The organism is Microbacterium sp. ER1 (assembly GCF_023383675.1).
GTDB lineage: Bacteria > Actinomycetota > Actinomycetes > Actinomycetales > Microbacteriaceae > Microbacterium.
The window spans coordinates 25,297-43,222 of the sequence record NZ_QCXO01000124.1; the positions used below are offsets into that span (position 1 = coordinate 25,297).

17 protein-coding genes are annotated in these 17,926 nt (G+C 70.9%); 11 read left to right on the forward strand and 6 right to left on the reverse strand.

Annotated features, from left to right (window positions below; genetic code table 11):
• Positions 1-117: 117 nt before the first annotated feature.
• A complete protein-coding gene (locus BV453_RS03755) occupies positions 118-1,092 on the forward strand; it encodes a hypothetical protein (RefSeq protein WP_249520915.1) in 975 nt (324 codons plus the stop codon).
• A 154-nt stretch (positions 1,093-1,246) separates the two neighbouring features.
• A complete protein-coding gene (locus BV453_RS03760; RefSeq protein ID WP_102209391.1) occupies positions 1,247-1,849 on the forward strand; it encodes an antibiotic biosynthesis monooxygenase in 603 nt (200 codons plus the stop codon).
• A gap of 13 nt (positions 1,850-1,862) precedes the next feature.
• Here the strand turns inward: BV453_RS03760 and BV453_RS03765 are convergent, their stop codons facing one another.
• Positions 1,863-3,350 carry an MFS transporter gene (locus BV453_RS03765; RefSeq protein WP_249520916.1) on the reverse strand — a complete coding sequence of 496 codons (1,488 nt, stop codon included), beginning with the start codon at positions 3,348-3,350 and terminating at the stop codon, positions 1,863-1,865.
• 176 nt (positions 3,351-3,526) lie between these two features.
• Between BV453_RS03765 and BV453_RS03770 the strand changes: the two genes are divergently transcribed.
• The gene (locus BV453_RS03770) at positions 3,527-3,967 is read left to right on the forward strand and encodes a ClbS/DfsB family four-helix bundle protein (RefSeq protein ID WP_249520917.1); all 441 of its coding nucleotides are present in this window, start codon (positions 3,527-3,529) and stop codon (positions 3,965-3,967) included.
• A 6-nt stretch (positions 3,968-3,973) separates the two neighbouring features.
• On the opposite strand, the gene BV453_RS03775 is transcribed toward BV453_RS03770, so the two are convergent.
• From BV453_RS03775 to BV453_RS03795, 5 genes are all read right to left on the reverse strand, one after another.
• Entirely contained in the window at positions 3,974-5,107 is a 1,134-nt protein-coding gene (locus tag BV453_RS03775) for a bifunctional 2-methylcitrate synthase/citrate synthase (RefSeq protein ID WP_249520918.1), read from the reverse strand.
• Between the two features lie 77 nt (positions 5,108-5,184).
• Positions 5,185-6,093, reverse strand: a complete 909-nt coding sequence (gene prpB / locus BV453_RS03780) for a methylisocitrate lyase (protein WP_085605501.1) — start codon at positions 6,091-6,093, stop codon at positions 5,185-5,187.
• Positions 6,093-7,619 carry an MmgE/PrpD family protein gene (locus BV453_RS03785; protein WP_249520919.1) on the reverse strand — a complete coding sequence of 509 codons (1,527 nt, stop codon included), beginning with the start codon at positions 7,617-7,619 and terminating at the stop codon, positions 6,093-6,095. Before BV453_RS03785 ends, prpB begins: the two co-directional genes overlap by 1 nt.
• On the reverse strand, positions 7,616-8,281 hold the full coding sequence (locus BV453_RS03790) for a GntR family transcriptional regulator (RefSeq protein WP_025105405.1): 666 nt from the start codon (positions 8,279-8,281) through the stop codon (positions 7,616-7,618). Before BV453_RS03790 ends, BV453_RS03785 begins: the two co-directional genes overlap by 4 nt.
• Positions 8,282-8,473: 192 nt before the next feature.
• On the reverse strand, positions 8,474-9,418 hold the full coding sequence (locus BV453_RS03795) for a DMT family transporter (protein WP_164498177.1): 945 nt from the start codon (positions 9,416-9,418) through the stop codon (positions 8,474-8,476).
• 38 nt (positions 9,419-9,456) lie between these two features.
• Between BV453_RS03795 and BV453_RS03800 the strand changes: the two genes are divergently transcribed.
• The 8 genes from BV453_RS03800 (at position 9,457) to BV453_RS03835 (ending at position 17,776) form a co-directional block, all read left to right on the forward strand.
• On the forward strand, positions 9,457-9,993 hold the full coding sequence (locus BV453_RS03800) for a CGNR zinc finger domain-containing protein (RefSeq protein WP_105950498.1): 537 nt from the start codon (positions 9,457-9,459) through the stop codon (positions 9,991-9,993).
• Between the two features lie 140 nt (positions 9,994-10,133).
• Positions 10,134-11,402 carry an ABC transporter substrate-binding protein gene (locus tag BV453_RS03805; protein ID WP_249520920.1) on the forward strand — a complete coding sequence of 423 codons (1,269 nt, stop codon included), beginning with the start codon at positions 10,134-10,136 and terminating at the stop codon, positions 11,400-11,402.
• A 99-nt stretch (positions 11,403-11,501) separates the two neighbouring features.
• Positions 11,502-12,485 carry a carbohydrate ABC transporter permease gene (locus tag BV453_RS03810; protein ID WP_231919661.1) on the forward strand — a complete coding sequence of 328 codons (984 nt, stop codon included), beginning with the start codon at positions 11,502-11,504 and terminating at the stop codon, positions 12,483-12,485.
• Entirely contained in the window at positions 12,485-13,339 is an 855-nt protein-coding gene (locus BV453_RS03815) for a carbohydrate ABC transporter permease (RefSeq protein WP_017204137.1), read from the forward strand. The genes BV453_RS03810 and BV453_RS03815 overlap by 1 nt, the downstream gene beginning before the upstream one ends.
• On the forward strand, positions 13,336-15,252 hold the full coding sequence (locus tag BV453_RS03820) for a hypothetical protein (RefSeq protein ID WP_249520921.1): 1,917 nt from the start codon (positions 13,336-13,338) through the stop codon (positions 15,250-15,252). Before BV453_RS03815 ends, BV453_RS03820 begins: the two co-directional genes overlap by 4 nt.
• Positions 15,249-16,031: a dimethylmenaquinone methyltransferase gene (locus BV453_RS03825; RefSeq protein ID WP_025105399.1), complete on the forward strand. Its 783-nt coding sequence runs from the start codon at positions 15,249-15,251 to the stop codon at positions 16,029-16,031. The genes BV453_RS03820 and BV453_RS03825 overlap by 4 nt, the downstream gene beginning before the upstream one ends.
• Positions 16,001-16,945, forward strand: coding sequence for an aldo/keto reductase (locus BV453_RS03830; RefSeq protein ID WP_249520922.1), 945 nt, complete (start codon positions 16,001-16,003; stop codon positions 16,943-16,945). Before BV453_RS03825 ends, BV453_RS03830 begins: the two co-directional genes overlap by 31 nt.
• A gap of 21 nt (positions 16,946-16,966) precedes the next feature.
• Entirely contained in the window at positions 16,967-17,776 is an 810-nt protein-coding gene (locus tag BV453_RS03835) for an amidohydrolase (RefSeq protein WP_126894140.1), read from the forward strand.
• The last annotated feature ends 150 nt before the right edge of the window (positions 17,777-17,926 follow it).

Here is a 17,926-nt window from a genome sequence, read left to right on the forward strand (position 1 = left end):
TTCCTTCGAATCGCTTGCTTTGCTCCATTTCGGCCGGGGATGGAGCACAGTGCGCGATTCGAACCGGGGCTGTGGAAACCGACCCCGCCCCGACCGCCGGGGTGGGAGCGTGGGGGCATGGGACGACGACAGCAGCTTCCGGCCCGCTTCGAGGCGGACTTCGCGGTCCGGACGGCGCGACTGCACGGCCTGAGTCGCGGACGGCTGCGCGGATCCGACCTCCAGGCTCCGTTCCACGGGGTCCGCGTGTACCCCCGCCCGGCTCCCGGGCTCGACATCGCAGACCCGTACGAGCGGCAGCGGCACGCGCGGGTCGCACGAGCGCAGTCCTATGCCCCGATCCTGCACACCGGACACTTCTTCAGTCACGAGACGGCCGTGTCGATCTGGGGAGGCCCCCTGCCGCTCGCCTTCGACGATCACGGGGGCATCGCGACGGCGGACGACCTCGCCCTCCACGTCAGTGCGTCCGGCGGGATCCCGTTCCCCCGCACCCGCGGCGTGACCGGGCACCGCACGCTGTCCAGCCTCACCTCGATCCGCTATCGGGACGGCCTCCGGGTGAGCTCCCCCGCCGCGACTTGGGTCTCCCTCGGCACGCTGCCGCTGGTGGACCTCGTGGCCCTCGGCGACTACTTCTGCCGGCGCTGGAGACCGGGTGTCGGGCGGCCGGATGTCACGCGGCAGCCCTGGGCGACGATCGATGAGCTGCGGGAGATGCTGGCGGCTGGGCGGAGGCGCGGGGCGGCACGGTTGCGGGAGGCGGTCGAGCTCGTGCGGGAGGACTCGTGGTCGCCGCGGGAGAGCCGGCTGCGGTGCCTCCTGGTCGCGGCCGGGATCCCGGAGCCTCAACTCAACGTGGACGTGTTCGACGACCGAGGTCGCTTCCTGGCCTGCGTCGACATGGTCTGGGAGGCCGAACGCGTCGCGGCGGAGTACCACGGCATGGTGCACGGCGCGCAGTGGGCACGGGATATCGAGCGGGTCGCGGCGCTGCGGGCTGCCGGGTGGACGGTGATCGAGGTCACCGCACCCCTCCTCCACAGACCGGGGGAACTGATCCGCCGTGTGGCGTCTGCCCTGGGGCGGTGACCCCGCGTTCGAATCGCGCGAATGGCGGCATCCGGGCCGGATTTACAGCCAATCGCGCGACTCGAACGGGAACTAGAATCGACCAGGCGCCGCGACCCTGGCGCCGCCACCCCGCGTCCGCACCCCGACGCCGCTCACCCCCGAGGACCGCACCATGTCCGCATCCGCGCCCGTCTCCGAACCCGTCACCGTCTCCATCCGCCGCGAGGTCGACCCGGAGCGCATCGCCGAGGCCACCGCGTGGGTGCAGACCGGGGTGAACCTCGCGACGAAGTACCCGGGATTCCTCGGCTCCGGCTGGGTCCGCGCCGGCGAGGACTCCCAGGTCTGGCACATGCTCTACCGCTTCGCGAGCGAGGACGCGCTCACCGCGTGGGAGCAATCCGCGGAACGCGCGTGGTGGCTGTCGATGGGCCAGGGCTTCGTCCGCAGCGAGCGGTCCAAGCGCCGCTCCGGCATCGAGGGGTGGTTCGACGAGCCGTCCACGGGATCCATCCCCGTCGTCGACCCGGATGGCACGACCAGCACCGTGACCGTCGCCCCCGCGCCGCCGCGGTGGAAGCAGGCCGTCTCGATCTGGCTCGGCTTCTTCCCCGTGAACCTCGCGTTCACCTACGCCATGAGCCCGGTGCCGGGATGGGACGCCGTGCCGCTGTGGCTCCGCGTGCTCATCACCACCCTCGTGCTCACGCCGATCATGACGTACTGGGTGCTGCCGTTCGTCACGCGCTCCCTGCGGAACTGGCTCGCCCGCTAGCGGAACCGCCTTCTCAGGAGCCGGACTCCGCGCCCGGGGTGACACCCTTCTTCGCCGGTTCGACGAGCGAGAGCGGATCGGCGATGTCCTCCAGCGACTTCCCGGCGGCGCTGACGCCGAAGACACCGCACACGACGCCGCCGAACATCATGATGGCCGCACCGAGCACGTAGCCCCAGAACAGCGGACCGCGGTCGCCGGACTCCGCGCTCGCACCGATCAGGGCGCCGTAGAGCACCGGAGCGACGGCGCCGACGAGCTGCCCGATCGAGAAGACGTACGAGATCACCTGGCTGCGCAGTTCGAGCGGGAAGATCTCGCTCACCGTCAGATACGCGGCGGACGCGCCGGCCGAGGCGAAGAAGAACGATGCACACCAGAACGCCGTGTGCGTGCCCGCGTTCAGCACCCCCGCGTTGAAGAGGAAGGCGCTGACGAGCAGGATCAGTCCCGCGAGCACGTAGGTGCCGAACAGCATCCGCCGACGACCCCACGTGTCGAAGAAGTGGCCGAGGATGAGGGCGCCGGCGAGGTTGCCCACCGCGAACACGATGAAGTACTGCGACGCGGATGCCGGCGGGGTGTCGTAGAAGTTCTCCAGCACGAGCGCGTACGTGAAGAAGATCGCGTTGTAGAGGAAGGACTGCGTGACCATCATCGTGATGCCGACGAGCGTGCGCCGCGGGTACTTCTTGAACAGCACCTTCGCGATCACGAGGAACGGGACGCTGCCGTATTCCTTGACCGTGATGGCCTTGCTCTCGTCGACGGGCTCGATCGTCTTGCCCTCCTTGCGGATGCGCTCCTCGATCTCGTCGACGTTGCGTTCCGCCTCCTCCTCGCGGCCGTGCGTCATCTGCCAGCGCGGGCTCTCCGGGATGTGCCGCCGCAGCCAGATGATGAGGAGGCCGAGGATCGGGCCGAGGAAGAAGCTCAGCCGCCAGCCGATGTCGGCGGGCAGGATGTCGGTGTTGAGGAAGAACATGTTGGCGACCGCGCCGAGGGCCGCACCGCCCCAGTAGGTGCCGTTGATGGCGATGTCGACCCGGCCGCGGTACTTCGCGGGGATGATCTCGTCGATGGCCGAGTTGATGGCCGCGTACTCACCGCCGATGCCCGCCCCGGCGACGAAGCGCCAGATGTAGAAGAACCAGGGGGCGAACGCGAGCCCGGCGACGGCCGACCCGACGAGGTACACCCCGAGCGAGAGCAGGAAGAGGTTCTTGCGGCCGAGGCGGTCGGCGAGACGGCCGAACACGAGGGCGCCGAAAACCTGTCCGAGCAGGTAGCAGGTGCCGGCGAGACCGACCTCGGCCGGGCCCATCCCCAGCGTCTGCGCGTAGCCGTTGGCCGCGACGATCTGCACCTCGAGGCCGTCGAGGATCCAGGAGAACCCGAGTCCGACGACGATCATCCAGTGGAAGCGCGACCAGGGGAGCCGGTCCATGCGCGCGGGGACGAGCGACCGGACCTCCTTGACGGTGACGTCGGACGCGGACATGGGGGCCTCCTTCTCGCGGGACACGCTTTCGTCCCGGATCCGGTTTACTCCTCCCGGAAATCCGCCGCATCCGCTTGACCCCGGGGCGGCCGGCACGCTACCGCTTCGAATCGCGCGAATGGCTCCATCCCGGGCGAGAATGGAGCCAATCAGGCGATTCGAACGGGGGTGGGGCGATGTCCGGCGTCCCTGCGACGAAGGATCAGCTCCTTGCCGCCATCGAGACGTCCTATGCCCGGCTGTCCGACGACCTCGACCGGGTACCTGCGACCCACGTCCGGGAGAAGGTGCTCCCGGGGCACGCGGCCGGCACCTCGATCAGTCCCGCCGATCTCGTGGCCTACCTCATCGGCTGGAACGAGCAGGTCCTCATCTGGAACGAGCGCCGCGCCGCCGGCCTCCCCGACGAGTTCCCGGCGCCCGGTGCGGCGTGGAACGACCTCGGGTCGCTCGCGCTCCGCTTCTACCGCGAGCACGAGCACGAGTCCTGGGACGACCTCCGCGCCCGCCTCGATGACGCCGAACGCCGGATCGTGGAGCTCGTCCGCGACCGCTCGGAGGAGGAGCTCTACGGCGCCCCCTGGAGCCGGCTGCGCCGCTGGCTCCGCACGCTCTGAACGCCGTCAGCCGGCGACATGCCGCTCGTCCGGGCCGTCGTAGTGCGACAGCGGGCGGATCAGGGCGTTCGCGCCGGCCTGCTCGATGACGTGGGCCGTCCACCCCGTCACCCGCGCCGCGACGAACAGCGGCGTGAAGGTGAGGGTGTCGAAGCCGATGAGGCTGTATGCGGGACCGGACGGGTAGTCGAGGTTCGGGTGGATCCCCTTGCGCTCGACGAACTGCGACTCCAGGGCGTCGTACAGCGCGGCGACGTCCTCCCGGCCGTAGTGCGCGACGAGGGTGTCCAGCGCGGCCTTCATCGTCGGCACGCGGGAGTCGCCGTTCTTGTAGACGCGGTGCCCGAAGCCCATGATCTTGCGCTTCTCCGCGAGGGCCTTGTCGAGCCAGGCCTCGACGGCGTCCGCCGAGCCGATCTCCTTGAAGATGTGCAGCACCGCCTCGTTCGCCCCGCCGTGCAGCGGGCCCTTGAGCGCGCCGATGGCGCCGACGACCGCCGAGTAGATGTCGCTGAGGGTCGAGGTGATGACCCGGGCGGTGAAGGTCGAGGCGTTGAAGGAGTGCTCGGCGTAGAGGATCATCGACCGGTTGAACGCGTCGACCACGACATCGTCGGCCTCCTCCCCGAAGGTCATCCAGAGGAAGTTCGCCGAGTAGTCGAGGTCGTCGCGCGGAGCGATAAGCTCCTGGCCGCGACGGCGACGCTGGCCGTAGGCGACGATGGCCGGCAGCGCGGCGAACAGGCGGATGCTGCGCGCCAGGTTCTGCTCCGGGCTGCCACCGGCGTCGAGCACGGAACCGCCGGCCTCGGGGTCGGATGCTCCGATCAGGCTCACGGCGGTGCGCACCTCGTCCATCGGGTGCGCCTCGAGCGGCACGAGGTCGATGGCGGCCTTCACGTTGTCGGCCAGGGCGCGGTGCTTCCGCTCCTCCAGCCGGAACGCGGCGAGCTCGTCGTCCGTCGGCAGCTCGCCGTTCCACAGCAGGTACGCCACGGCCTCGAAGGACTGCGTGTCCGCGAGCTCCTGCACGGGATAGCCGCGGTAGAGCAGGCTGTTCGTCTCGGGGTTGACCTTCGAGATCGCCGTCGTGTCGACGACGACCCCCGCGAGGCCCTTCTTGATGTCCGGCTCGGTCATGGTCACTCCTTCGTGTACTTCGACTCGTCGCTGCGCTCCTCGCTCAGCAACCGCGTCGTGTGTCCGCTTCGCTGCGCTCAGCGACCGGTGTTGTCGAGTGTGAAGTTGAAGACGCCCGAGTCGAAGTGGTTGTACGACTCGTAGTCGATCAGCTCGTAGAGGTCGGCGCGGTGCTGCATCTCCCCGAGCTTCGAGGTCAGGTGCCCCTCGTCGTTCAGCGTATCGAGCGCACGGCCCGCCGCCCCCATCGCGATCCGCAGCAGCGACACCGGCCAGATGACCATGCGCACCCCCGCATCACGGAGAGCGTCGACGGAGAACAGCTCGCTCTTGCCGAACTCGGTCATGTTCGCGAGGATCGGCACGTCCAGCGCCGCGGCCATGGCCTCGAACTCGCCGATCGTGCGCATCGCCTCGGGGAAGATCGCGTCCGCCCCCGCGTCGACGAGCGCCTTGGCCCGGTCGATCGCCGCGTCCAGCCCCTCGATCGCACGGATGTCGGTACGCGCCATGATCAGGAAGTTCTCGTCGCGGCGGGCGTCGGCGGCCGCGCGGATCCGCTTGATCGCGGTGTCCTCGTCCACCACGGCCTTGCCGTCGAGGTGTCCGCAGCGCTTCGGGTTGATCTGGTCCTCGATGTGGGTGCCGGCGAGGCCCGCGTCTTCGAGCTCCTGGATCGTGCGGGCGACGTTCATCGGCTCACCGAAGCCGGTGTCGGCGTCGACGATCGCGGGCAGCTCGGTCATGCGGGCGATCTGCTTCGCGCGCCCGGCGACCTCGGTGAGCGTTGTGAGGCCGATGTCCGGCAGCCCGAGGTCCGCGGAGAGCACGGCGCCCGAGATGTAGACGCCCTCGAACCCCTTCTCCTCGATGAGCCGGGCGCTCAGCGGGTTGAACGCGCCGGGGAACCGCAGCAGCTCCCCCGAGGCGAGCCGCTCCCGGAACAGGCGCCGCTTCTCGGCGGGCGTCGTGGTGGAGTACAGCATCAGAACAGACCCGCCGGGGCATCGGCGTCGTCGAGCAGACCCGGCTTCGCGACGATCGAGAGCTCGGCGACCTCGGCGGCAGTGAGCTCGGGCAGGCGCTGCACGAGCTCGAGGAACCGCTCGATCTCGGCGGGCTCGAGCACGGGCTCCGCGAGCAGGCGGAACTTGGCGATGTAGTTCTCCCGCGCGAACGGGCGCGCGCCGAGGGGGTGGGCGTCGGCGACGGCGATCTCGTCGACCACGGTCGAGCCGTCGGTGAGGCGGATCTCGACGCGACCGCCGAAGGCCTTCTCGTCCGGGTCCTCCGAGTGGTAGCGGCGGGTCCACTCCGCGTCCTCGGCCGTGGTGATCTTGTGCCACAGCGCGACGGTGTCGGCGCGGCCTGCGCGCTCCGGCGTGTAGGAGTCGACGTGGTGCCAGCCGCCGTCCTGCAGCGCCACCGCGAAGATGTACGGGATGGAGTGGTCGAGCGTCTCGCGGGAGGCCGTCGGGTCGTACTTCTGCGGGTCGTTCGCGCCCGAGCCGATCACGTAGTGCGTGTGGTGGCTGGTGTGCAGCACGATCGACGCGATGTTCGCGGGGTCGCGGAGGGCCGGGTTCGCGGTGCCGAGCTTGCGGGCGAGGTCGATCCACGCCTGCGCCTGGTACTCCGCGGAGTGCTCCTTCGTGTACGAGTCGAGGATCGCGCGCTTGGCCTCGCCGGCGGCGGGCAGCGGCACTTCGTAGGCCGCGTCCTTCCCGTCGAGCATCCAGGCGATCACGCCGTCCTCGCCTTCGTAGATCGGCGCGGGGCTCGTCTGTCCGCGCATCGCCCGGTCGACCGCCTCGACGGCCATCTTCCCGGCGAAGGCCGGGGCGTGCGCCTTCCAGGTGGAGATCTCGCCCTTGCGGCTCTGACGCGTGGCGGTCGTGGTGTGCAGCGCCTGGCCGACCGCCTGGTAGATCGTCTCGACGTCGAGGCCGAGCAGCGTTCCGATGCCGGCGGCGGCGGACGGGCCGAGGTGCGCCACGTGATCGATCTTGTGCTTGTGCAGGCAGATCGCGCGCACGAGGTCCATCTGGATCTCGTAGCCGGTGGCGATGCCGCGCACGAGCGCGCGCCCGTCCTTGCCGGTGTGCTGCGCGACCGCGAGGATCGGCGGGATGTTGTCGCCCGGGTGCGAGTACTCGGCGGCGAGGAACGTGTCGTGGTAGTCGAGCTCGCGCACGGCCACGCCGTTCGCCCAGGCCGCCCACTCCGGGCTGGTGCGGCGATCGAGCGGCGTTCCGAACAGGTTGGCGCCGGCCCCGCCCGTCGAGACGGGGTGGCTGAACGCCTGCGCGCGGGCGGCGACGATCGGCGCGCGGGTGAGAGAGGCGGCGGCGACGGCGGCGTTGTCGATGATGCGGTTGATGATCATGTCGACGACGGGCTGCTCGACCTCGACCTGGTCGACCGCGACCTCGGCGATCTTCCAGGCGAGCTGATCCTCGCGGACGAGGTTCTCGGAGCTGGCGTGCACGCGGACGTGGTGGGTGACGGTCATGAGTGTCCTTCGCTGTCGGGGAGGGAGTCGAGGATGCCGGTGAGCGCGTTGTGCAGGTGCACGTGCGTGGCATGGGCGGCGAGGTCGCCGTCGCGGGCGGCGAGCGCCTCGGCGATCGTGCGGTGCTCGGCGGCGGAGGCGGCGAGCCGGGCGGGCTTGTCCCGCGCCATGCGCCGCACGCGGACGAGGTGGGTGCGGACCGTGCGCAGCGCCGCAGCGATGTAGTCGTTGGCGACGGCATCGTCGAGGGCCGCATCGAATCGCGCGATCAGGGCGTAGTAGGCATCGCGGCCCTCCGCCCTGGTGAGGTCCACGTGCGCGAACTCCGCGGCGAGCGCGGCGAACCGGTCGGCGTCACCCCGGACGGCGGCGAGCCGGGCGGAGGTCTCCTCCAGCGCGCGGCGGATCTCGAACAGGGACCGGATGTCGTCGGCGTCGAGGTCGGCGACGACGGTGACGCGGGGCGACTGCTGCACGACCAGACCGTCGGCGGCCAGGCGACGCAGAGCCTCGCGCAGCGGCGTCCGGCTCACACCGAGGCGCTCGGCCTGCTCCACCTCGCCGAGCACGTATCCGGCCGGCAGCTCCCCGGACTGGATGCCGTCGAGGAGCGCCGCATAGGCACGATCGCCCATGGACGTGCGCTCAACAGGGAGGACCATTCCGCCAGTGTATACATAAAGAGCCCCACTCGGTCGACTTCTCGGGCGCGAGCGGTCCATTCGTATACATAGCCTCCCCCACTCCCTCCCCCATCCGGGCACAGCTTCGGAGCTCGCCCGGGACACGCCGCACCGCGAGGCCGGAGGCCGGCGTGTCGGCTCCGATCTCCGAAATTGTGCGCGCGAGTGGGCTCAGGCGGCAGGACGGGGCTCGCCCAGTTTGACCACGACCACGCCGGCGAGCACGAGCACGCCCCCGAGGGCCTGCAGCGGGCCGGGGAGCTGTCCGAGCAGGAGCCAGCCGAAGAGCAGGGCCGCCACGACCTCGGCGAGCGCGACGAACGAGGCCAACCGGGAGCCGAGCATCCGTGTCGAGACGATGCCGAGCACGTACGCGAGGGCCGTGGCGATCACGCCGATCGCGAGGACCGGCACGAACCACGGCACCGCGCCGAACCGGTACTCGACGTCGGCCGTCGTCCACGCGAACGGCAGCACGCCGATGAGCGCGGCGAGGCTCAGACCCACGGCACCGAGCAGCAGCCCACTGCCCGCGAGGGCGATCGGCGGGATCCCGGTGTCCGCCCGCGCGGACAGCACGAAGTAGCTCGCGGCACCCACCATCGCCCCGAGCGCCCAGAGGACACCGACCACGTCCACCTGCGCCCCGGTGACGATGTCGAGCATGAGGACGAGCCCGACGAAGGCGATGCCCGCACCGAGGATGCTGCGCCGCGTGGGACGCTCACCCCGGCGCATCCACAGCCAGAGGAGCACCGCGACCGGGGCGGTGTACTCGATGAGCAGCGCGATCCCGACGTCCATCACCGCGACGGCCTGGAAGTAGCAGAGCTGGGTGGCCGCGACCGCGAGGAGGCCGTAGGCGGCGACCATCCCCGCGTTCTGCCGGAGAGCACGCCACCGCCCGCGGAGCGCGAGGACCGTGGGGACGAGCAGCACGAGCGCCGCGACCCAGACCCGCACAGTGACGGCGGCCCCCGGCGTCCACCCCGCATCGATGAGTCCGCGCGCCCACGCCCCGGAGGAGCCGAACGCGAAGGCGGCGGCGACAGCGAGCGGCAGGCCGAGGCGCACCCCGGTCCGGGTGCGCGGAGTGTCATCAGCCACCGTGCTCATGAGGGATGACGCTACGCCGGCGGGAGTAAGCTGTCAACATGGTCTTCACCGATGACACAGAGGATGCGCTGCGCGCGGCGGTCTGGCTCGCGAACTCGGCGGAGGACCCGGACACCCTGGTCGACATCGACGACGAGAAGGCCTTCCTTCGGGTGTTCCCGTACACGGGACGGGTCGACGGCGACACGGTGGAGCTCGACGACCTCCGCGCTCTGCGGTCGCGCCTCCGCGCCATGCTGCTCGCTCCGCGCGACGAGATGGCCGCACACGTCAACGCCGCTCTCGCCGAGGTGCGCCTGACCCCGCGGCTCGTGCGCCACGACGAGCTGGACTGGCACCTGCACGGGCTCGCCGACGAACGCCCGCTTGCCGAACGGGTGCTCGTGGAGACCGCGATGGCCCTGATCGACGTCATCCGCACGGACGAGGGCTCTCGCCTCACCGTCTGCGCGGACGGGACATGCCAGGCGATCGCCCTCGACCTCTCCCGCAACCGCTCCAAGCGCTACTGCTCGACGAGCTGCGCCAATCGCAACGCCGTGGCGGCGTACCGCGCCCGCCGCGCCGCCGGCTGACCGCGCCGCGCGCCCCGCTCGGAGACCGCAGACCGGAATGCGGTCCGAGCGGGTTCGATGCTGCCCACTCTTCACAAACGATTATCGATTAGTGTAATGTCGCGAGCGGCCCTCCCTCATGCATCAGGAAAGGATCAACGATGATCAAGGCCCGAGTCCTCCCCCTCGCCGGCATCGCGGCGGTGTCCGCCCTCGCCATCGCCGGCTGCTCGACCACCGCCGGCGACGACGGCGGTGACGCCGGCGGCGACGTCACCGTGCGCATGCTCGTGAACGTCACCCCGAACCTGACCGAGGAGTTCTGGAATGACCTCGTCGCGCCGTTCGAGGACGCCAACCCGAACATCGACGTCGTCATCCAGAACCCGGGTGCGGAGGGCGTCGAAGCCGCCGTGCCGCGCCTGCTGGCCGCCGGTGACGCTCCCGACGTCGTGCAGTCCATCGCGCCGACGACCAAGCTCGCCCCCGAGCTCGTCGACCTCTCGCAGTACGAGTGGGCGTCGTCCGGTCCGCTCGCCGACCAGTACTCGATCGACGGCAAGAACTACATGGCCGGCATCGGCGTGCAGCTGCAGAGCCTCTTCTTCTACAACAAGACCGCCTTCGAGGAGGCCGGGATCACGGAGGTGCCGACCACGGTCGACGAGCTCACCGAGGCCCTCGGCAAGCTCAAGGACGCCGGGTGGACGCCCGTCCAGACCGGCGGCGACTGGATGACGAGCCACACCCTGCAGGCGCTCGGACTGCCGACCATCATCGCCGACGACCCGGCGTGGTTCCAGGACATCTCGGCAGGCGACGTCACCTTCAGCGAGACCTACGGCGATGCGGTCGAGACCTACGCGGACTGGGTGTCCGAGGGCTACATCCCCGGCGACGCCCTGGGCATCAAGTACCCGGACGCCGAGCAGGCCTTCCTCTCGGGCAAGACGGCGGTGTACTCGATGGGCAGCTGGTTCGCCGGCACGCAGGCGAAGGCTGCCGACTCCGCGGACATCGGCGTCTTCCGCGCCCCCGCCATGAGCGCCGACGAGCAGCCCGCGATGGGCGCCAACATCGCCAGCCCGTACTCGATCCTCAAGGCGAGCAAGAACCAGGACGCGGCGGCGAAGCTCATCGAGTTCCTCACCACCGACCAGACCGCGGTGAGCGACCAGCTCGCGGTCGACGGCAACTTCCGCGACGGCTACGAGTACGACATGACGCCGCTCGGCGAGGAGCTGCTGCAGATCGTGGCCGACACCCCGGCCGAGGCCTACACGCCCACCGGCGGCGGCTACGGCGAGCGCACGCTCCCGGACGGCTACTCCGGCGAGATCAACACCCAGACCCAGGCCCTGCTCGGCGGCGCACCCGCCGACCAGGTGCTGCAGGCCATGGACGACTGGTTCGCCGCCAACGCCGGTTGACCCTCGCGGCGCCCGGGACGCGACATCCGTCCCGGGCGCCGTCCCGGCGCTGCCCCAGCGCCTCCCCCTGAACGCGCCACCGAGAACGAGAGTGCCGCCATGACTCCGCCCACCACGACCGCGCCGCCTCCGGCCGCCGCCGCCACCCCGACAGGACCATCGACGCCGATGAGCTCGCCCCCCGCCCCGCGCCGCCGCACGGCGCTGCAGCAGTGGCGGAACCGGATCCCCGGCATCCTCATGGGCGGCCCGGCCGTCGCGGTCTTCCTCGCGATGTTCGTCATCCCGATGATCCTCGCGGCGGTGCTCAGCTTCACCGACTGGAACGGGTACAGCCTCAACTTCAACTTCATCGGCTGGGACAACTACATCAAGGCGTTCCGCAGCCCGCGCTCGACGCAGGCCGCGATCTTCACGGGCATCATCGCGGTGGTGGGCACGATCCTCTGCAACGCCATCGGCCTCGCGATCGCCGCCCTCATCTCCGGGCCCGGCCGCTCGAACACGATCCTGCGCACGATCTTCTTCTACCCGTACGTGATCAGCGCCCTCATCATCGGCTTCCTCTGGTCGGCGATGCTCTCCCCCACCGGCGCCGTCAACGGTCTGCTCAGCACGCTCGGCCTCCCGGCGATGCCGTTCCTCACGGACCCGACCTTCGCCAAGGCGAGCGTGATCTTCACGATCGTGTGGTCGCACTTCGGCTTCAACATGATCCTGTTCCTCGCCGGCATCAAGTCCGTCCCCGCGGAGTACTACGAGGCGGCGACCGTGGACGGCGCCTCGCGGTGGCAGCAGTTCCGGTCCATCACGCTGCCTCTCATCGCGCCCGTCTTCACCGTGAACCTCGTGCTCACCCTCGTCGGGCTCCTCAAGGCGTACGACGTGGTGCTGTCGCTCACCGACGGCGGACCTGCCGGCTCGACGCAGACCATCGTGTACCAGATCCTCAAGGACTCCTTCGCGAACTCGGCCCTCGGCTTCGGCGCCGCGCAGTCCATGATCCTCCTCATCGTCACCGCGGTCGTCGGCCTCGCCGTCACGCTGGTGCGACGCCGCGCCGAGCAGAAGGCGACCGACTGATGAAGCAGACCCGCAACCGCCCGGCCCTCGCCGTCAGCACGATCCGGTGGATCGTCCTCGGCGTCGTCGCGATCACGATGCTGATCCCGATGTACACGATGCTGATCAACGCGTTCAAACCGCAGGCCGACATCATCGAGAACCCGCTGCTGATCACGCCGCAGATGTTCACGTTCGACTACCTGTGGGCCGCGATCACGAGCAGCAAGTTCAACGTGATCGCCGCGTACGGCATCACACTGCTGTTCGTCGTGCTCGTGAACCTGTGCTGCATCGCCCTCGCCGCGCCCGTCGCCTACGTCATCGCCCGCGGGCGGTCGAAGTGGCACCTGGGACTGCTGCTCCTCTTCGTCTCCGGGCTCTTCATCCCCGGTCAGGTGACGCTGATCCCCGTGGTCTTCGTGCTGCGGGTGCTCGGGCTCATCAACACGATCCCCGGGTTCATCCTCTTCGAGACGGCGGCGACCCTGCCGGTGACGATCTTCCTGTTCACGGCCTACCTCCGCAGCGTGCCGCGTGACATCGACGAGGCGGCGTCACTGGACGGCGCCGGGCCCATCCGCGCGTTCTGGGCGTGCATCTTCCCGATCATGAAGCCCGTCGTCGCGACGGTCGTGGTGCTCAACTCGATCGGCGTGTGGAACGACTTCGTGAGTCCGCAGATCATCCTCGGGCCGAGCTCCGGGATCTACACGGTGACCACCGGCGTCTACGCGGCGGTCGGACAGTTCTCGACCGACTACACGCAGGTGTTCCCGACCCTCCTGCTGGCCGTGCTGCCCGCGATGGTGTTCTTCATCGTGATGCAGCGCCACATCATCGGCGGCCTGGTCGCCGGAGCGACGAAGGGATGACCGTGCCGGAGACCCCGCTCACCCGTCCGCTGCGTGCGATCCCGGCCTGGGCCGTGCTGCAGCGCCGGCTCTTCGCCGAGGTCGAGGAGGCCCGCCGCCTCTTCCGCGACCGCTACACGCTGCCGGACGGCCGCCTCCGCGGCGTCGCCGAGTTCATCGACCGCGACGGCGTGGACGACCTGTACGAGCCCTTCTTCAACTGGCCCGCGTTCTACCTGCTCGGCGGCTCCGACGAGGTGCTCGCCGACGCCAAGCGGCACTGGGAGGGCGTGACCGTGCAGCTCGCCGAGGCGGGCATGCTCACCGAGGAGTACGACAACGGCTACGACTGGTTCCATCAGGGCGAGTCGCTGCTGTTCCTCGCCGGCATCTGCGCCGCCGACCCGGCCGACTCCGCGTTCGCCGCGCGCGCCGCCCGGTTCGCGGCCCTCTTCACCGACCCCGCACAGGGCAACTACGACGCCGAGCGCAACATGATCCGCTCGCCGCACAACGGCGCTCTGGGTGCCCGCGCGGGTCTCGACGAGAAGATCGTGCCGTACACCGCCGACCGGGACGAGATGCGCCCCTACGGTCTGCCGCTGCACGGCCTGGACGGCATCGCCTCCTGGGACGACCTCGCCGACCCCGCGCACGCCCAGCGGATGGCGGAGGAGATGCAGCGCCGCGCGGCGGGTGACATCGCCGTGAACCTGGCTGCGACCTCCCTCGCCGCGAACCGCTGGCTCTACGACGGCGACGAGGAGGCGGCCGTCTGGATCCGCCGGTACGTCGACGGCTGGCGTGCGCGGGCGGACGGGGGGCTGCTCCCCGACAACGTCGGCCCCGACGGCACCGTCGGCTCCCTCCACGACGGCCGCTGGTGGGGCGGGCACTACGGCTGGGCCTGGCCGCACGGGCTGCACTCCGTCGGCATGAGCGCCCTGATCGGTGCCCTGAACCACGCGCTCGTCACGGGCGACGACGGCGCCCTCGACCTCGTGCGCACCATGCTCGACACCGTGCTCGCCGAGGCGCGCACGGGCAGCGTCGCGGAGTCCACGTACAGCCTGCGCGGCGGGTGGATGGCCCGGCTCGGCGCGGCCGCCACCGAGCCCGCTCTGCTGGTCCCCTACCGCCACGGCGCGGACGGCTGGTTCGACTACGGTCCGCTGCAGCTCGACCTCCCCCTGTGGCTGTGGTGGTGGTCGCGGCGGCCGTCCGACCGGGAGCGGCTGGAGACGGCGATCGCCGGCCTCCCCTCCTCCGCCGACCTCGTCGCGCCGTTCCGCGACAAGGAGGAGGCGGGTCACGAGGCAGGCTGGTTCGCGTATCTCTCGGGCGACCTGCCCGACTATCCGGTGCGGGCGCTGGAGATGGCGCTCGGCCAGGTGGCACGTCGTGCCGCGATGATGCTCGCCGACGACCGCGACCCCGACGCCGCGCACCTGCACTTCTGGCAGCGCGTGAACCCGGTCGTGACGGAGGTGCTGACCCAGCTCGTCGGCGGGGCGCCGCAGGTGCTCTACAACGGCGGGCTCGGTTTCACGGCGCTCCGCTACGAGGACGTCGACCGCGCGCGGCCCGGACTCCCGGAGGACGTCGCCGCGCTCGTGCACCGTCTCGACGACGACGGCATCGGCGTGCAGCTCGTGAACACCTCCGCCGTGCACACCCGCACCGTGCGGCTGCGCGGGGGGCGCTTCGGCCTGGACCGGATCGTGCGGGTCACGGCGACCGGCGAGGAGCCCGGCTTCTGGCCCGGCGCCTCGGGCACCTACACGGCCCCGGACGCCCCGACCGTCACCACGACGTTAGACGTGGACGACGACCTCGTGGTGACCCTGCCCCCGGCGCACACCGCCGACCTCGACTTGACCATCGCGCGTGCGACCGGATCGCCGCGCCACCTGTTCCCTGAAGGAGACGCATGAGCGCCGATCTGATCCGACCCGACTTCGCCCTGCCCGTGCGGGGTGGGGCCTACCAGCGGCCCTCGCGCGAGGTGGTCGAGTCCTTCGACGCGATCTCCTCCGCCACCGCGTGCGCCAAGCTGCACGGACTCGGGATCCGCCGCAGCTACATCGACGGACCGGAGCCGCTGAGCCTCGGCCAGCGCGTCGTCGGTTCGGCGCTGACCCTGCAGTTCATGCCGCAGCGCGAGGACATGGCCTCGGGCGACGGTCAGGAGTACGCCGAGCGGCACACCGCCCTGTGGCACGTGCTCGAGGCCGTGCAGCCCGGCGACGTGCTGGTGATCCAGGCCTACGGCAGCCGGTTCTCCGGGTGCATCGGCGACATCCTCGCGCGCTACTTCGCGCGCAAGGGCGGGGCCGGGATCGTCGTGGACGGCCGCATCCGCGACGCCGGGCGCATCCGTGAGCTCGGGATCCCGGTGTGGTCGACGGGAACGACCCCGCACTACGCCTCGCAGTCAGAACTCGTGCCGTGGGCGTACGACGTGCCGGTCGCGGTGGGCGGTGCACTGTGCATGCCCGGCGACCTCGTGGTGGCAGACGACGACGGCCCGGTCGTGGTGCCGCAGGCCATGGCGCCGCGGGTCGTGGACGACGCGCGCGATCATGAGGAGTGGGAGGTGTTCAGCCGCCGCCGTCTCGACGAGGGCGCCCGCCTGAGCGACTACTACCCGTTGACCCCCGACAGCCGCGAGGAGTACGAGGCATGGCGTTCCGTCCAGAGCTCCGTCCGCTGAATCCCGAGGTCGCCGCCCGCGACGACGTCGGACTCGGGTGCGCGCCGATCGGCAACCTCTTCGCCCCCGTACCCGACGGCGACGCGGTGGCGACCGTGCAGGCGGCGCTCGCCCGCGACGTCCGTTTCTTCGACACCGCACCGCTGTACGGCTCGGGCGAGAGCGAGCGGAAGCTCGGCCTCGCCCTGCGCGGCGTGCCGCGGGACGACTACGTGATCGCGACGAAGGTCGGCCGGGTGCTGGTCGATGCGGACGGCCGCCCCGTCGCGGGCGCCGCGAGCGGACACGACTCCGTCGTCGACCTCAGCAGGGACGGCGTGCGGAGGAGCCTCGACGGCAGCCTCACCCGGATGGGTGTCGATCGCGTGGACGTGCTGCACCTGCACGACCCCCTGGACGTGGAGGCGGCGTTCGCGACGGCGCTTCCGGCCCTCGTCGAACTGCGTGACGAAGGGGTCGTGCGCGCGATCAGCGTGGGCCTGGGACGGCTCGACCCCCTGGAGCGCTACGTCGCCGAGGCGCCGCTCGACGTGGTGATGGAGGCCGGTCGGCTCACGCTGCTCGACCGCACCGCCCTGGACCGGTTGCTGCCGACCGCGGCAGCCCGCGGCATCGGGGTGCTCGCGGCCGCGGTGTTCAACTCCGGCATCCTCGTCGACCCGGTCGGCTCCCCCTTCTTCGAGTACAAGCCGGCACCCCCGGAGCTCCGGGAGCGGGCACAGCGCCTGCAGGCCGTGTGCGCCGCGTACGGCGTGCGCCTCGCGGATGCCGCGGTGCAGTTCCCGCTACGGCAGGGTGCGGATGCGGTGGTCGTCGGGGCGCGCACCCCCGCCGAGGTGGACGCGTTCGTGGACGGCCTCGACGCCGTGCTGCCCGCCGCGCTGTGGGACGCCCTCGACGCGGAGGCTGCATGACCGCGCGGCACGGGAGCTGACGTGCGGATCGTCGACGCCCATGTGCACGTCTGGGATGCGGACGCCGTGCCGATCCCGTGGTTCCGCGACGACCTCGGGCTCCCCCGGCAGGCCGCGGCCGCTCGGCTCGGACGGGAGCTGACCGACGCCGGCGTCTCCTCCGCCATCGCCGTGCAGGCGGCGGACTCGGTGGCGGAGGCGGAGTGGCTGACCGCGACCGCCGCCCGCGACCCGTTCCTGCGGCGCGTGGTGCTGCAGTACACCCCCGCGCCGGGACGAGCCGCCGGCGCCACCGCAGTCGCGTTCTCTCCCGCCGTGGTCGGCGTGCGCGCCGCGGTGCCGCAGTTCGCCGCGGATCTCTCGGATGTGGACGGCCTCGACGCCCTCGCCGACCACCTCGGGGCGACCGCCCGCACCCTCGAACTGCTCATCCGCCCGGATCAGCTGCCCGCCGCGGCCGCCCTCTCCCGACGGCACCCCGACACCGCGATCGTCGTCTGCCACCTCGGCCTCGGCGCCCGGACGGCCGATGAGGCATGGCTCTCCGCCCTCGCCGAGGCCGCGTCGGCTCCGGGGGTGTCGGCGAAGGTCTCCGGACTCGACCTCGCAGCTCGCGGGGCGGACGAGTCGCGGGAGCTGCTGCGCTCCGCGTTCGCCCTCTTCGGCGCGGAACGGCTGATGTACGGCAGCGACTGGCCGATGTCCACGCGGACCACGACCTACGCGGAGGTGCTCGCCGCGACCCGGCGGGCTCTCCCTCCCCTCTCCCCTGCCGAGGCTCGAGCATTCTGGTCCGGCACCGCCGACCGCCTCTCCCCCTTCACCGCTTAGCCCATCGCAGTTTCGCACCGAGGTCGCAGGGATTCCGGGGATGGATGCGACCGCGTGCCGAATCTGCGACTTCGCGCCGGGACTCCTACCCCCCGGGGAAGTTCCGCACCCCCGTCGCAGATCCTCACCGCGTCGCAGGGACTCCGGGGA